This window comes from Bacillus sp. FAU20 (genome assembly GCF_056033865.1).
This window is the reverse complement of the sequence record NZ_JBVYHY010000003.1, coordinates 127,500-142,215: the sequence shown is the minus strand read 5'-3', so window position 1 is coordinate 142,215 and position 14,716 is coordinate 127,500. Positions and strand designations below refer to the sequence as shown.

Below are 14,716 nucleotides of genomic sequence, written 5' to 3'. Positions count from 1 at the left end.
ATAAAAATCCGTATAATCTGTTATTTTTCGTCAAAATTTTAAAAATATATTGACACTTAAAATACCCTCATAGTATGATTTTGGTGTTGTAATTGATAACCATTTTCACTTGTGGTGCTAGTTACAAAAAACACTTAATTTGGGGGCAGAAGATGAAGAAAATTCTCAGTATTTTCATAGTAGTTCTTCTATTCGCTGTTGGATGCGGACAGCAAAAAGAGGAGAAAAAAGAAACAAAAGCGGACAATAAAAATCAAGCTATAACAATTAAACACGCTGAAGGGGAAACGAAGTTAGATAAACCAGCGAAAAAAGTAGTTGTACTTGAGTGGGTATATTCAGAAGACTTATTAGCACTTGGTGTTCAGCCAGTAGGGATGGCAGACATTAAGAATTATAATAAATGGGTAAATACAAAAACAAAACCGAGTAAAGATGTTGTAGATGTAGGGACACGTCAACAACCAAACTTAGAAGAAATTAGCCGTTTAAAACCAGACTTAATTATCACAGCTTCATTCCGTGGTAAAGCAATTAAAAATGAATTAGAGCAAATTGCACCAACAGTTATGTTTGATCCATCAACAAGTAATAACGATCACTTTGCTGAAATGACAGAAACATTTAAACAAATTGCAAAAGCAGTTGGGAAAGAAGAAGAAGGTAAAAAAGTATTAGCTGATATGGATAAAGCATTTGCTAATGCAAAAGCAAAAATTGAGAAAGCAGACTTAAAAGATAAAAACATAGCAATGGCACAAGCATTTACTGCTAAAAACGTACCAACATTCCGTATCTTAACTGACAATTCTTTAGCTTTACAAGTTACAAAAAAATTAGGTTTAACAAATACTTTTGAAGCAGGGAAATCTGAGCCAGATGGTTTCAAACAAACAACTGTAGAATCATTACAAAGTGTACAAGATTCAAACTTCATTTACATTGTAGCGGATGAAGATAACATTTTTGACACGCAACTAAAAGGCAACCCTGCTTGGGAAGAATTAAAGTTCAAAAAAGAAAACAAAATGTATAAATTAAAAGGCGACACTTGGATTTTCGGTGGTCCTGAGTCTGCAACATCTTTAGCAACACAAGTAGCAGATGTCATGACAGCGAAGAAGTGATTACACGATGAATAGCCTAAAACATACACTTCGAGCAAGTCTTGTATTCGGAGGAGGAGCAGCTCTCTTGCTCCTCCTTTTCTTTATTCATATCGGACAAGGTCAAGCAAACATTTCCTATAGTATGATTATTGATGCTCTTATCTCACCGAACCAATCGCTAGAACATCAAACTTTAATCATGCTTCGATTACCTAGAGCTGTAATTGCCATTTTAGCTGGAGGCGCTCTTGCTGCATCAGGGGTTATTTTACAAACGTTAACGAAAAATCCACTCGCTGAATCCAGTACAATGGGTATTCACTCTGGCGCATATTTCTTTCTAGTAGCGGCTACAATTTTCTTACCGAAAGGTTTACAAATTAATTCTCTTCTGTTCACATTTATCGGCGGTGCTATTACTGCTTTATTTGTATACCGTATTTCTGGTGGAAAAAAGGGAACCCCACTTAGAATGGCATTAGCTGGTATGGTCGTTACATTAATGCTTTCTGCCTTTACCGGAACGATGCAGCTTTTCTATGAAAATGAAACAGCTGGTTTATTTTTATGGGGAGCTGGCTCTCTTATTCAAAATAACTGGGATGGCGTTCAATTTGCTTTTCCATTTATCATTATTTCTTTCCTAGTTTTACTATTTATGTCTCGTAAACTCAACATTCTCTTACTTGGTGATGATGTTGCTATTTCTCTTGGTGAAAAAACAGCAGTAACACGTCTTATCGCCTTCATTGCTGCAATCTTTTTAACAGCAGTAATTGTTACTGTTGTTGGACCAATTGGCTTTGTCGGCTTAGTTGCACCTCATTTAATGCGCCTTATCGGATACCGTCAACACTTTACTCTTCTTCTCTCTTCTTTCTTATGGGGGGCAGTATTATTGCTTGGAGCAGATGTTGTCGGTAGATTAATAGATCCAACCGGTGCAGAACTTCCTGTTGGGGCAGTCACAGCAATGATTGGATCTCCTTGGCTTATTTACTTAGTGTATCGAATGATGAAGTCGAAACAATATATGAATGATAACGGTGCGAATGCAGCTGGAGCTAGTTCCCGCTATTACTCTTATAAAAAGGTAATCCTTATTTCTATCACACTTTGTATTGTGACGATTGCTCTTGGTGTTACAATCGGTAGTAACACTTATATCGAAAGCATTACAAATGTTATATCAGGTCAATTAACACAATTTGACAAAAACATGATGATAAATCTTCGTTTACCAAGAATGCTCGTTGCTGCTATTGCTGGCGCATGCCTTGCAATAAGTGGGCTTGTTTTCCAAGCTATATTACGAAACCCACTTGCCGATCCTTCTATTATTGGTATTTCATCGGGAGCTGGTGTCGGTGCTTTAACTATTATGTATGTCTTTCCTACACTTCCTGGTTTCTTCCTACCAATTGGTGCATTTATCGGAGGACTACTTGCAGTAGGAATTGTCCTCTTCTTCTCATGGAAATCAGGGTTTAGCCCAACAGCTCTTGCTTTAATAGGAATTGGTATTTCTGCACTTGGCTCAGCAATTATTCAAATCTTTATCGTTAGAGCCAATTTGAATGTTGCCGCTGCTTTAACATGGTTATCTGGCAGCACGTATGCAAGAGGATGGAATCACTTAGAAAATATCATTCTATATCCATCTCTAATTCTTGTATTCATTATCTTTTTCTTAATAAAACAACTTGACGTTCTCGTACTTGGAGACGATTTAGCAACTGGACTTGGGCAACCAGTAAATAAAACACGGCTTGCTCTAATTGTGCTAGCGACACTACTTGCATCAGTAAATATCGCTGCTGTCGGTACGATTGCCTTTCTAGGCCTTGTCGCACCTCACTTAGCAAGAATTGTTGTTGGTATAAATCATCAAAGACTATTCGTTTGCTCAGCACTGTTTGGAGCAATCCTTCTTGCCATCGCTGACTTACTCGGCCGAACAATTGCATACCCAAAAGAAATTCCTTCTGGACTTGTCGTTGCTGTACTTGGAGCACCTTATTTCTTATGGTTGATGAGGCAGAGCGGGAAGAAGGTTAATTAAAAAAGAGGCTTCTTATGTGAGAAGCCTCTTTTTTAATTCATTCTCATAAGCCTAAAGGAAACTATCTTTTTTTCACGAATTTAACCTATGAACATAACTAGGGGGGATAACAATGTATCAAACACTTAAAGGCTTCTTGCAATCATGGACATACGAGGCTGAGTCTACTCAAAAGATGCTCGATGCATTAACAGATGAATCTTTGTCACAAGAAATCGCACCTGGGCACTGGACGTTAGGCAGGGTTGCTTGGCATATCGTGACGGCAATTCCTGTTATACTATCTGGCACAGGGCTAAAGTTTGAAGGAGAAACAAAAGATTATCCTGTTCCAACTTCTGCAAAAACAATTGCAGATGAATACCGTAAAGTGAACGCGGCTTTCGTTGAAACACTTCAAAATAAATGGACTGATAAAGACTTAGCTACTATTAACGACTTCTTTGGTCGTCCTATGCCGAATTCTATATTTTTAATGACACTTATTAATCATCAAAATCATCACCGCGGGCAAATGACAGTTTTAATGCGACAAGCTGCCTTAACAGTCCCTGGCATATATGGTCCTTCAAAAGAAGAATGGGCTGCGGCTGGAATGGAAGCTCCTAAAATGTAACAACAAAAAAGACAAGGTGTTTACACATCTGGTCTTTTTCTGTAACTTGTTTCATGTGAAACTATTTTTTACTAAATGATTGTTTTATGGAAAAGATAGGTTAAAATAAATACATATTATGAAGAGGAGTAACCAAATTGAATACAAAAAATAAAAAAATAGTTATGGGAACTATTTTACTAACTTCTCTTATTGGAGTTATTAGTGTATCTCTTTATTTCACCTATTATGGTACCCCTTGGGGAAAACAAGCAGCAATTACGGAATCAAAAGAGTATATTACAAAATATTTTAACCTAAATGCAGAAGTCAAAAATACTTCTTACGATGCTAAAATGAATAGCTATGCAATCTCCTTTGAAACAAGTACCGACGGCGAGTTTACTATCGAATATAAAAATCCTAATAACTTTAACATTTCTCCAGAAGTGCAAAAGTATTTAAGCACACACTCTAAATTTATAGAGTAGTAACGAAGCGTACATATACAAAAAAGAGTTGGTGTAACGCCAACTCTTTTTCACATATTCTTATCATACAGTTATATCTTCCTTCTCTATATTTTTAATGCCGTAATATGCAATCACAACTCCAATTGTCGCCAATGCTAGTTGAAGGGGAAGAAAAGTTGCTATAGAAAACGCTGGGTTGCCATTCATTGCAATTGAGACAACGATAAGAGATGAAACAATTGTAGTTGGCACGGAACGTTTACGCATTCCGAAATATAATGGGATTAAACTCATTCCCGCAGTTGCAATGGCTAAAGGAACTAGTTTTATTCCTTCTTGCATCAATTGATCTACTGTGAATGAATTAGGAAGAATTGAAAAATAACTATCTATCCCAAAGAAAACTCCTACTACTAAAATGTTAGATACAATAACTGTTATAAATGTTACTATCGCTGTAATAGTCAACTTACTAGCCATCATTTCCTTTCGGTTAATAGGATAAGAAAACATAAGTAGTATTGTTTTGTTTTTATATTCGCCAATTATTAACCTTGCGATTAATACACTACCAAAAATAATAAACGTTGCTCTTACTATTGTGCTAGCCATTAACAATATCGTCTCTGGATTCCTTATTTCTGCATCACCTTCTACTTGAGCGATGATGCTCACAAAGATCATTAATGCCAGTATAACAACATTTGCAATAATTGCTCTCTTCACGTACCAACCAAGCTTAAACTTTTTCAATTCTAGCTTCATTAAATGTAGCATGATAGTGTCCTCCTTCCTCCTAAGATTTAATCAATATAAATGACTCCTGTTTCACTTAAAATCTTCGCTTCATTTTTTGCATCACCAATCGTTCCTACTTTTATTTTTTCTGTATTTTTATCTTTCTTAAGTCCTTTTAAATCCACTATTACGTCAGCCGAATTACTTTTAGCCATAAGCTTCAATGATGCCGGGACACCTTTATACCGTACGCCAATATCCCCTGATTTTGTTTCTACAAATAATGATTTTCCTTCTGTCATATCTTTCAGTAAGACTTCCCCAGATGTTGAAGTGATGTTCATATTTGAGTTACTTACATTTGTTATATAGTTATCACCAGTCGCAGACTTTATATTTAATTCTTGTACTGAACTATCTTTTACAACTACCTCTCCACTTTGCGATATGAATTCACCTTTCTCCGCTGATAGTCCTACAATCATTCCATCCCCAGATTTCCCTTTTGTCACAATGCTTTTTACTACTATATCGTTTATTTTCACATCACCCGATTTATTATTTAATACAATTTTATCTATCTCTTTCTTCGGAATAGCTATACATATACTATTTTTCTTTCTAAACGTAAAACCATTAAAAAATTTGGCTGCCTTTTGTTTTTGCTTAATCACAATTTTATTTTCTTCATTTTCTATCTTGACGGGATCTATCTCTTTATCTACTTGTTCACCTTGAGCGGAAATTACTATTTTATTAGCGTCTGTACTTTTAAATTCAATATCCCAGTTTTCATTGTCTACTTCTATTTCTTTTATATTATTTATCTCAAAAGACTTTTCTTTCTTAAAATCCTTCCCCTGAAATATCTTAAAACCAAAAACCGCACTAGCAATTGTAATGAATAATATTGCAATTACTATTATTTTTTTCACCAGTCATACCCCAGTTCGTTGTTGTTTTAGGCTTGCTTCACGCCACATCGATCTTGTCGATTTTACGAAACGATAGATAACTAATGAAAATTCCTAATAAACAGAGCACGATTGGGATAGCTATAAAATCAAACATACTTACTTGACCGTTTCCAGGACCATAGTTACCACTAATCAGCATGCCAATTATTACTGCCGAAGTAATCGTTGTCGGTGTCGATTTCTTTCTCATTCCAAAAAATAAAGGAATTAAACTTATACCAGATATCATAAATGCACTTATAAAAGTACCTGGAACGATAGCTATTATTTCACCTATCGTAGCAGGTGTTTCAATCAGTCCCATCATTGGACTCACAAAATATACGAGCAAACTAATAATGAAAGTCGCGATAATCGTGCTCACAAAACAAAAACAAAAAACAATTGTTAATTTCGCACTCATTAGCATTTTCCTTTGAAGCGGATACATAAATGATAGTTGTATCGTTTTATTCTTATACTCATCAATTACTAAACGTGATAAAATGACCGAACTAAAAATAATGAATGTTATCCTAATAAAAATATTTACTAAAGCCATATTCTGTGTGAAGTCAAAGAAGAGTACGTCTCCCTCGGCTTTCATTCCCCATGCCATAAGGCTTACTACAGCGAAAATTGCTATAATACAAATTGCTACACTTTTAAAGTAACTAGATAATTGATGTTTCTTCCATTCGAGCTTCATTAATTTAAACATATAAACCACGCCTCCATTCTTTATATACCTGTCTCTACGCTGCTAACATTCTAATTCCAGCAGTAACGAAGCTTAACATTCCTATCATTAGTAGAATTAACAACCATTTCCGCCCTGGTTTCCTATAATATAAAATCCCACTTATGAACATTACGACCAATCCACTTACTAGATTTACTAACAATCCATTAAGCATGAATGCCTTCTCCATCCATTACATTTAAGAAATATTCTTCTAAGGAACTATGTTTCTTATTAATACTTTCAATTTCCACATCGTTCATAATAAGTGCTTTTGAAATGGCTTGCTGAGACACTGCCGTATCATACACACGAATCATATTTCCGCTCATTATTTTATAATTTTTTATGGCAAGTTTATCTTCTAAAATATAAGCTGCACGCTTCACATCAGGAACAGTAATTTCAATGTACTCTGTTTGTTTTCCGTTAATACTCTTCATTGAAACTTCTTTTATTAGTTTTCCATTTTGAATTACACCAATTGTATCCGCCATTAGTTCCATCTCACCTAAAATATGACTAGAAACTAATAATGTAATGCCATATTCTTTGCAGAGCATTTTAAATAAGTCTCGTAACTCTTTAATACCAATTGGATCTAAACCGTTAATTGGTTCATCTAAAATGAGCAATTCTGGTTTTGTTACGATTGCCCTTGCAATACCAAGTCGTTGTTTCATTCCCAATGAAAAATCTTTTACTTTTTTATTATCTATCCCTTGCAGTTTCACTAAATGTAATGCATGGTCAATTTCATTTTTATCGTAATAGCCCATATATTCACAATGTAATTCTAAGTTTTCTTTCGCCGTTAATTTATCATAAAAGATTGGATATTCAATAATTGTCCCCATTCTTTTTAATACTTCATAAGATGTGTCTGTTAACTTCTCACCGAAAATTTCAATCTCACCGCTCGTCGGTTTTATTAAATTTGTAATCATTTTCATAATCGTTGTTTTACCAGCACCATTCGGTCCTAAGAAACCGTATATCTCTCCTTTTTTCACATGCATGTTAACGCTAGAAATAACTTCTTTCCCTTTAAACACTTTCGTTAACTGATTCGTTTTTAATATATAGGTCATGTCACTTTCCCCTTTCGCACTACTTTATATTTTTATAATAGACAACGGAAATCTCTTTTTTCTTACCCGTTTCTTACAAATTCCTTACGCTGAAAAAAAAGCTTGTAGAATCTACTTCTCTACAAGCTAAAACTGCATCTTTTTTAATGCAACTGTAAAAATTGTTTTTTCATACGGCTTACTAGAAAGATGAATTTTTCCATCCATCGCTTCCACCAGTCTTTTCGTAATCGTTAACCCTAAACCGCTTCCTTGGTACAATCTATTTCTCGAATCTTCAAGTGTGTACATACGCTCAAACACTTTATCAATATGAGATTCATCAATCCCTTTTCCTTTATCCCATACGTCTATATACACATTCGTTTCATCATCTCTTAACGTCATACCCAGTATCTTTCCATCGTCTCCATATGTAATTGCATTTGATATTAAATTGTTCAATACCCTACCTAATACTTCTACATTTCCAAGTGCATATATATTTCTTTCTGGTATATCAATATGAACTTGAAACCCTTTCGCCGTCACTAAATCATAAAAAGATAAAATCTTCTCACGACAAACTTCATTCATATTTACTTTTGTCATCTCGATTGCCTTGTCACCAGATTCTAGTTTTGCTAAATCAAAAAACTTATGAATCAGTTCCATTACTTCTAGTGTTTTCACATGCACCTTTTCAAGTAATATTTGCTGTTCTTCTTTATTCATCGTTTTATCCTTATTTAACATTTCTGTATATCCAAGAATAACTGTTAGCGGCGTCTTTAAATCATGTGAAATATTTGAAAGCATTTTTCTCATCGAAATTTCTACTTTTGCATGATCTGCATTCGTTTTCTGTTTTGCATCTAATAATTGATTAATTGCCACTAATAATTTTTGCAATTCTAGATCATCTGTCATAACGAGTAACTTCTCGCCTGTTTGTACATTTACAATACTTTCCAACTTTTCATATGTGTATCGTAAATTTTTACTACTATTTTTTCTCATTTTATATTGTATGTAAATGACACATAACAATATAAAAATAATACTTATTAACAAATTGACCATATTACATCACTTCCAACTTATAGCCGATGCCCCATAACGTTTTAATATATTCTGGATTAGATGGATCACTTTCGATTTTCTCACGCAATCTCCTCATATGAACATTAATAACGTTATCATCTCCATAATACTCTTCGTTCCAAACTAACGTATATATTTGCGATTTTGTAAATACACGATTTTGATTCTTTACGAACAGTTTTAAAATCTCAAATTCTTTTAAAGTAAGTTTGAGAGACTTCCCGTTTTTTTCTACGGTAAAATTAATTGGATCGATTGTTAAATCGCCAATTTGAATCATCTTTTCTGTTTCTTCTGTAGTCGAATATTTCGTAGATCTTCGAATACCTGCCTTTACACGTGCAGCTAATTCAATCATAGAAAATGGCTTACAAATGTAATCATCTGCTCCAAGTCCTAATCCAACAGCTTTATCAACATCTGTATCTTTTGCCGACATCATTAAAATCGGAACAGCACTTTTTTCTCGAATAATTCGTACAACCTCTAAGCCATCTAGCTTTGGCATCATAATGTCGAGGATAATCAAATCAAATGAACCTTTTAAATATGTGTTCACGCCTTCTTCTCCATCAGACGCAATTGTTACTTGAAAGCCCTCTTTTATCAAATACTTTTCCACCATCTCTTGAATTGAGATATCATCTTCAACTAATAAAATATGATGTGACATATGTCTATCCCCTTTTTACAAACGTTAACAACTCAATTGTATCCTAACTACTACAGACTTGAAACAAATATATGAATTTTCAAACCAACTTCCCTTCCTTCCTTAACAATGATATGATGAAATTCACTATGATTGTTCATAATTAACTTTATATAAAGGAGACTTATCATGTCAGAAAACAAAAAAGTAAGCTTAGCTGATTTAATGCGCGAACAACTTGCAAAGAAAAAGCAAGGAAATGGAAATGGTCAAAATGCAAAAAATCAAAGCCAAGAAACGAAAAAATTGCAAAACCAACAAACAAAGAAAACAAACAACCAACGTAGACGTACAGGTGTGTAAATGAACGGACAAAAACGTTCTAATATCGCGCCCGGTCTTGAAGTTGATATTGTATTAAAACAAGATCAACGAACAGGCAAATTAACACGTGGAATTGTAAAAGATATTTTAACAAACTCCCCTTCCCATCCGCATGGCATTAAAGTACGATTGCAGGACGGGCAAGTCGGTAGAGTACAAAATATCGTTCAATAAGAAAAGGAGCTCAAGTAAACTCGAGCTCCTTTTCTTTATTAACCTTTAATTTTCTCGATGAAAACTACTTTTAAGTAGTCTCCTTCTTTAAATTGATCAATGGTACGGAAATCTTCTGGTAAAGAATGTTCTTCTAATATTTTATATTTGCCATTCATTTCTTTAAATGCTGTATCGATAAAGCCTTTAAACTTTTTCATATCGAATGCGCTACAATTTGTAGAAGCAACGATAATTCCGTTATTTTCTGTAATGGCAATTGTTTCTTTTAATAAGTTTTTATAATCTTTCGCTGCACTAAATGTATATTTTTTTGAGCGTGCAAAGCTTGGAGGATCAAGTACGACCATATCAAATTTCATTTTTTTCTTCGCTGCATATTTGAAGTAAAGAAATACATCTTCTACAATAATATCTTGCGCTTCATAATCAACTTCATTTACACTAAACTGCTCAATCGTTTTACTTAAACTACGATTTGCAAGGTCAACACTCGTCGTTTTACTCGCTCCGCCAAGCGCTGCAAATACAGAGAAAGCACCTGTATAAGAGAACATATTTAACACTGTTCTTCCCTTTGCATATTTATCACGAATTTGTTTTCGAACGTTACGTTGATCTAAAAATACCCCAACCATTGCCCCATCATTTAAATAAACCGCAAAGTTTACACCGTTCTCTTTTACGATAAGTGGGAACTCGCCGCGCTCTCCTGCTACGAAATCATCACCCTCAATATATTTCCCTTTCGTATCAAAACGCTTTTTCTCATAAATACCTTTAAAGTTTGCTACTTTTTGAAGAGCAGCTATAATCTCATCTCTGAAAGTGTAAATCCCTTCACTATACCAACTTACTACGTAGTAGCCACCATAATAATCGATAATTAGTCCTCCAAGACCATCACCTTCACCATTCACCACACGGAATGCTGTCGTATCACTTGATTTGTAAAATTGCTTTCGTTTATGTAAGGCAGATTTGATTTTACTTTCAAAGAAAGATTGATTAATTTGTTCACTCTCTTTTCTCGTTAAAATCCAGCCATATCCTTTATTTTGTTTTCCATAATAACCTTTTCCGACAAAGTTGTTCTTCTCATCTACTACTTTGATGATTGTTCCTTCTTCACGAACATCATTTAAATTTTGAATCGCATCTTTTAAAATAAGCGGATATCCACTTTTAATTTCTTTTATAAATTTCGGTTTTATTTTTACAGTTACTTCTGATCGCATATAATAACTTCCTTTCCATTTGCATGCTTTCTCTACAGGAAGCATTTAAAAACGAGCCTGAAAAAACAGCCCCGTTTCACTATACCATATTATTGCTTTGCTAGTACAACTAGCTCATCCCCTGGCATAACAGCTATATATTTATACAATGTTGAAAAAGTAAGACTACCATCTCGATGGCGAATAAATAATATTAAATCCTCTGAATCGCTTTCTTCTTTATTAATTTTTTGTTCTTCTGCAACTTGTATCGTTTTAAAAATATAACCATCTTCAATTTTTCTATTTAACTCTTCATAAATTTCATTTTGACCAAACAGTAAATGAGCTTTTTTTGAAAGAGAAATGCGTTCTTGTTCAATCTTTTCCACATCATGGATTGGAAGTAAAAATGTATTATGATGTCCAAACTGCGGTACGTATGTATTTGCAACTAATACATTATAAGAATCCGTATCTGTAACTGCAATTAAGTATTCATACTGATTCATATCAACTTCAAATTGTAACTGTTCAGAGAGTACTTGGCCATTATATGTATTAAGCCCTTTCACCTTTGCACATTGCAAATGTTCTTCAGATACATCTACAATTAAGCTCGGAACACCCATCTCTTTACAGTGCAATGCAAAAGCAGATGAGAATGTACTCGCACCTGAAATTAAGATTCCTGGTGGCTCCGTATTTGCCAATCCTAATTTCTTCGCTAAAAATCCAATTGAAAATCCGTGAGCACACACGGTCGTAATAACGAGTGCAAATGTAAGTGCCGTTAATATAGAAGCGTCTTTATAACCTTCTTGTAATAACTCCGTCGCAAAGTAACTTGAAACCGTTAATGCAACGATACCTCGCGGTGCAATCCAGCCAACTAGCACCCGTTCTGCTTTTGTTAACTCTGTTCCAATTGTCGATATCCAAATCGATAAAGGACGTACAACAAACAACATCATAAGTACAAAACTTATAATAGGCCAGCTGAAAATCTCCATAATAGTTGTTCTTGGAAGCGATGCTGTTAATATAATAAAAACAGTCGACGTTAGTAGTACTGAAATATTTTCGTTAAAATGACGAATATCACCGATAGAAGAAATATATTTCTTCATCCGTGCAAGCGTAATCCCCATTACGGTTACAGCTAGCATACCTGTTTCATGCATCACTTCATCCGCAATGCCGAAGCATAATAATACCGTAACTAACAAAATTGGTGCTTTTAAATATTCTGGTACTTTTCCCTTTAAAATCATATAACTCATAAAAATACTAAATACATAACCGAGCACCATTGCAAATAATGAACCTGCAAAGAAATACAGCAACGTATGTAATTGTACATTATCTTTCGTTAAGAAATTTACAATTTGAAAGGCAAATACAGCAAGTAAAACTCCAAATGGATCAACAATAATCCCTTCCCATTTTAAAATTGCAGCTGTTCTTGGTTTTAATCGTGCTTGGCGTAACAACGGAATAATTACCGTTGGACCTGTCACAATAAAAAGTCCTCCAATAATAAATGCAACCGCCCAATCTAATCCAGCGACGTAATGAGCTGCAAGTGAGCCAGCAATCCACGCGATAAACGCACCAAACGTAACGATACGAAATACTGGTTTTGATAGTCCCCTCAGTTCACGTATATCTAAACTTAAACTACCCTCAAACAATATAATTGCAACAGAGAGTGATACGAGTGGACTAAAAACATCTCCAAGCACCTCTTTTGGATTAATAATACCGAAAACTGGACCAATTAATAATCCAGCAACTGCCATAACAACAATGGCAGGAAGCTGGAAGCGCCATGCAGTCCATTGTGAAGCAATACCTAACGTAATAATAATAACGATACTAAGTAAAAGTGATTCAACCATAATACCCTCCTTATTCATAGTATTGCGACAGCAAAGTATAAACCATACTTTGCTTCTATATATTTTCAATCAATTCTATTTACATAATATATAACCAAGTTAAATATATAGTCAACCCATTCAAAAAAAGAACACTGTACTTACATAAAGGGAAACTTTAATCAGCCCTCACCTAACTTCTTTGCTTTCGCTGAATTTTGAGGTGGGGGTCTTACTGACCGGCAAATAGCGGGATAAAAAATATTATCATAAACTAAGATTACCATTGACAATGATAATGATTTTCATTATCATTTAATGTATATGAGTTCTTGAAAATATAGCTACATTTATAGGAGGAATAAACATGATTATTGTTACAAATACAGCTAAAATTACAAAGGGAAATGGACATAAATTAATTGAGCGTTTTAATAAAGTAGGTAAAGTTGAAACGATGCCAGGCTTTTTAGGTCTAGAAGTTCTTTTAACGCAAAATACAGTTGATTATGATGAAGTAACAATTAGCACTCGCTGGAATGCAAAAGAAGATTTCCAAGGTTGGACAAAGAGCGCTGCATTTAAAGATGCTCACTCACATCAAGGCGGAATGCCAGAATATATTCTTGATAATAAAATTGCTTACTATGATGTAAAAGTTGTACGTATGCCAATGGCCGCAGCACAGTAAAAACAGTCCTTTTTTAAAGTATAGAATATGAGAAGCGTTATCTATCACTTCTCATATTCTATACTTTTTTCTTTAATTTCTTTTTACTAATTTTGCATGTACAACTAGCCTCCCAGCCTCTGGATCAAGCGCATAATCACAAGTAGAAAGTGTTACGATTTCATCATTAGCCGTTAATTCCGTATCCGTTTTGTACAGTGATTTTTCTTGAATTTCCTTTAAGAACGATGTATATGCTGCATCATTTTCAAAATCCGTTTCAATGTAATAAAAGTCCGTTGTTGTCGTGTATACTGAAAAAACTTCCACGTCGTATCCTTCAAATAATGTATCGTAATATAATTTACGATGAGACATAAAAAAGTCTTCATCCAACATCTTTTTTAAACTACCAAACATAGAACCGTCTTTCATACGATGGCCATATAAAATCGTATTTCGATTTTGAGATTTCACATCATTACGATGGTCCATAAAAATGCTTCCCGCTCTCATATCTTCACCTTTATAATTACGAAATAAATAGTAATCATTATCTTTTGCTTGAACGATTGGATAATTAATTTGTGTATCATCCATCGTAATCCATCCGACTATCTCTGGATTAATTTTCTGGAGATCCTGAAACTGTTTACGTACCTCTCCATCTTCTGATTTTTCTTCCATTGGACTTCTTTTATAAATATGTTGTGCCTCAGCCATTACTTTACGATTTTCATAATAATCCATGAAAATCCCGCCCAACTCATACATTGAATAGAAAAAGATTCCTAAAAACACAATTGTAAGTATGCGTTGAAAAAAAGAATTCTTTTTCCGTCCTTTCTTACTATTCAAATTATCACCTCAAAACGGATTATGCTCAGCCT

17 protein-coding genes are annotated in these 14,716 nt (G+C 34.3%); 7 read left to right on the top strand and 10 right to left on the bottom strand.

The window, feature by feature from the left end; translation table 11 throughout:
- Positions 1–152: 152 nt before the first annotated feature.
- From AC0OM3_RS00985 to AC0OM3_RS00970, 4 genes are all read left to right on the top strand, one after another.
- Positions 153–1,127 carry an ABC transporter substrate-binding protein gene (locus AC0OM3_RS00985; protein WP_000722822.1) on the top strand — a complete coding sequence of 325 codons (975 nt, stop codon included), beginning with the start codon at positions 153–155 and terminating at the stop codon, positions 1,125–1,127.
- Between the two features lie 7 nt (positions 1,128–1,134).
- On the top strand, positions 1,135–3,171 hold the full coding sequence (gene fhuB / locus AC0OM3_RS00980) for a Fe(3+)-hydroxamate ABC transporter permease FhuB (protein WP_046945865.1): 2,037 nt from the start codon (positions 1,135–1,137) through the stop codon (positions 3,169–3,171).
- 112 nt (positions 3,172–3,283) lie between these two features.
- A complete protein-coding gene (locus AC0OM3_RS00975) occupies positions 3,284–3,787 on the top strand; it encodes a DinB family protein (protein WP_000285030.1) in 504 nt (167 codons plus the stop codon).
- Positions 3,788–3,924: 137 nt separating this feature from the next.
- Positions 3,925–4,257, top strand: a complete 333-nt coding sequence (locus AC0OM3_RS00970) for a YfjL-like protein (protein ID WP_001093310.1) — start codon at positions 3,925–3,927, stop codon at positions 4,255–4,257.
- Between the two features lie 63 nt (positions 4,258–4,320).
- Here AC0OM3_RS00970 and AC0OM3_RS00965 read toward each other — a convergent pair whose 3' ends face one another.
- From AC0OM3_RS00965 to AC0OM3_RS00935, 7 genes are all read right to left on the bottom strand, one after another.
- Positions 4,321–5,016: an ABC transporter permease gene (locus tag AC0OM3_RS00965; protein WP_000902930.1), complete on the bottom strand. Its 696-nt coding sequence runs from the start codon at positions 5,014–5,016 to the stop codon at positions 4,321–4,323.
- 26 nt (positions 5,017–5,042) lie between these two features.
- Complete coding sequence (locus tag AC0OM3_RS00960) at positions 5,043–5,912, bottom strand: DUF4097 family beta strand repeat-containing protein (protein ID WP_000720986.1); 870 nt, start codon at positions 5,910–5,912, stop codon at positions 5,043–5,045.
- Between the two features lie 37 nt (positions 5,913–5,949).
- Complete coding sequence (locus AC0OM3_RS00955; RefSeq protein ID WP_000475557.1) at positions 5,950–6,654, bottom strand: ABC transporter permease; 705 nt, start codon at positions 6,652–6,654, stop codon at positions 5,950–5,952.
- 34 nt (positions 6,655–6,688) lie between these two features.
- Positions 6,689–6,850 (bottom strand): hypothetical protein, encoded by a 162-nt coding sequence (locus tag AC0OM3_RS00950; RefSeq protein WP_000931778.1) that lies wholly within the window; start codon positions 6,848–6,850, stop codon positions 6,689–6,691.
- On the bottom strand, positions 6,843–7,766 hold the full coding sequence (locus AC0OM3_RS00945) for an ABC transporter ATP-binding protein (RefSeq protein WP_000221091.1): 924 nt from the start codon (positions 7,764–7,766) through the stop codon (positions 6,843–6,845). Before AC0OM3_RS00945 ends, AC0OM3_RS00950 begins: the two co-directional genes overlap by 8 nt.
- 126 nt (positions 7,767–7,892) lie before the next feature.
- Entirely contained in the window at positions 7,893–8,828 is a 936-nt protein-coding gene (locus AC0OM3_RS00940) for a HAMP domain-containing histidine kinase (protein ID WP_089148240.1), read from the bottom strand.
- Position 8,829: 1 nt separating this feature from the next.
- Positions 8,830–9,522 carry a response regulator transcription factor gene (locus AC0OM3_RS00935; RefSeq protein WP_089148239.1) on the bottom strand — a complete coding sequence of 231 codons (693 nt, stop codon included), beginning with the start codon at positions 9,520–9,522 and terminating at the stop codon, positions 8,830–8,832.
- Positions 9,523–9,690: 168 nt separating this feature from the next.
- Between AC0OM3_RS00935 and AC0OM3_RS00930 the strand changes: the two genes are divergently transcribed.
- On the top strand, positions 9,691–9,864 hold the full coding sequence (locus AC0OM3_RS00930; RefSeq protein ID WP_001293578.1) for a hypothetical protein: 174 nt from the start codon (positions 9,691–9,693) through the stop codon (positions 9,862–9,864).
- Positions 9,865–10,059, top strand: coding sequence for a YwbE family protein (locus AC0OM3_RS00925; protein WP_001014310.1), 195 nt, complete (start codon positions 9,865–9,867; stop codon positions 10,057–10,059).
- 38 nt (positions 10,060–10,097) lie between these two features.
- Here the strand turns inward: AC0OM3_RS00925 and AC0OM3_RS00920 are convergent, their stop codons facing one another.
- Positions 10,098–11,297, bottom strand: coding sequence for a class I SAM-dependent rRNA methyltransferase (locus AC0OM3_RS00920; protein ID WP_001255969.1), 1,200 nt, complete (start codon positions 11,295–11,297; stop codon positions 10,098–10,100).
- A gap of 89 nt (positions 11,298–11,386) precedes the next feature.
- On the bottom strand, positions 11,387–13,177 hold the full coding sequence (locus AC0OM3_RS00915; RefSeq protein ID WP_474210995.1) for a cation:proton antiporter: 1,791 nt from the start codon (positions 13,175–13,177) through the stop codon (positions 11,387–11,389).
- 346 nt (positions 13,178–13,523) lie between these two features.
- Here AC0OM3_RS00915 and isdG point away from each other — a divergent pair, with 346 nt between their 5' ends.
- A complete protein-coding gene (isdG, locus tag AC0OM3_RS00910; RefSeq protein WP_000587818.1) occupies positions 13,524–13,847 on the top strand; it encodes a heme oxygenase in 324 nt (107 codons plus the stop codon).
- A gap of 72 nt (positions 13,848–13,919) precedes the next feature.
- Here isdG and srtB read toward each other — a convergent pair whose 3' ends face one another.
- The gene (gene srtB / locus AC0OM3_RS00905) at positions 13,920–14,684 is read right to left on the bottom strand and encodes a class B sortase (protein ID WP_001086122.1); all 765 of its coding nucleotides are present in this window, start codon (positions 14,682–14,684) and stop codon (positions 13,920–13,922) included.
- Between the last annotated feature and the right edge of the window lie 32 nt (positions 14,685–14,716).

Coding starts and splice junctions, on each gene's coding strand:
- AC0OM3_RS00985 (WP_000722822.1), top strand. CDS start 153: ATGAAGAAAATTCTCAGTATTTTCATAGTAGTTCTTCTATTCGCTGTT.
- fhuB (WP_046945865.1), top strand. CDS start 1,135: ATGAATAGCCTAAAACATACACTTCGAGCAAGTCTTGTATTCGGAGGA.
- AC0OM3_RS00975 (WP_000285030.1), top strand. CDS start 3,284: ATGTATCAAACACTTAAAGGCTTCTTGCAATCATGGACATACGAGGCT.
- AC0OM3_RS00965 (WP_000902930.1), bottom strand. CDS start 5,016: ATGCTACATTTAATGAAGCTAGAATTGAAAAAGTTTAAGCTTGGTTGG.
- AC0OM3_RS00955 (WP_000475557.1), bottom strand. CDS start 6,654: ATGTTTAAATTAATGAAGCTCGAATGGAAGAAACATCAATTATCTAGT.
- AC0OM3_RS00950 (WP_000931778.1), bottom strand. CDS start 6,850: ATGCTTAATGGATTGTTAGTAAATCTAGTAAGTGGATTGGTCGTAATG.
- AC0OM3_RS00945 (WP_000221091.1), bottom strand. CDS start 7,766: ATGACCTATATATTAAAAACGAATCAGTTAACGAAAGTGTTTAAAGGG.
- AC0OM3_RS00940 (WP_089148240.1), bottom strand. CDS start 8,828: ATGGTCAATTTGTTAATAAGTATTATTTTTATATTGTTATGTGTCATT.
- AC0OM3_RS00935 (WP_089148239.1), bottom strand. CDS start 9,522: ATGTCACATCATATTTTATTAGTTGAAGATGATATCTCAATTCAAGAG.
- AC0OM3_RS00930 (WP_001293578.1), top strand. CDS start 9,691: ATGTCAGAAAACAAAAAAGTAAGCTTAGCTGATTTAATGCGCGAACAA.
- AC0OM3_RS00925 (WP_001014310.1), top strand. CDS start 9,865: ATGAACGGACAAAAACGTTCTAATATCGCGCCCGGTCTTGAAGTTGAT.
- AC0OM3_RS00920 (WP_001255969.1), bottom strand. CDS start 11,297: ATGCGATCAGAAGTAACTGTAAAAATAAAACCGAAATTTATAAAAGAA.
- AC0OM3_RS00915 (WP_474210995.1), bottom strand. CDS start 13,177: ATGGTTGAATCACTTTTACTTAGTATCGTTATTATTATTACGTTAGGT.
- isdG (WP_000587818.1), top strand. CDS start 13,524: ATGATTATTGTTACAAATACAGCTAAAATTACAAAGGGAAATGGACAT.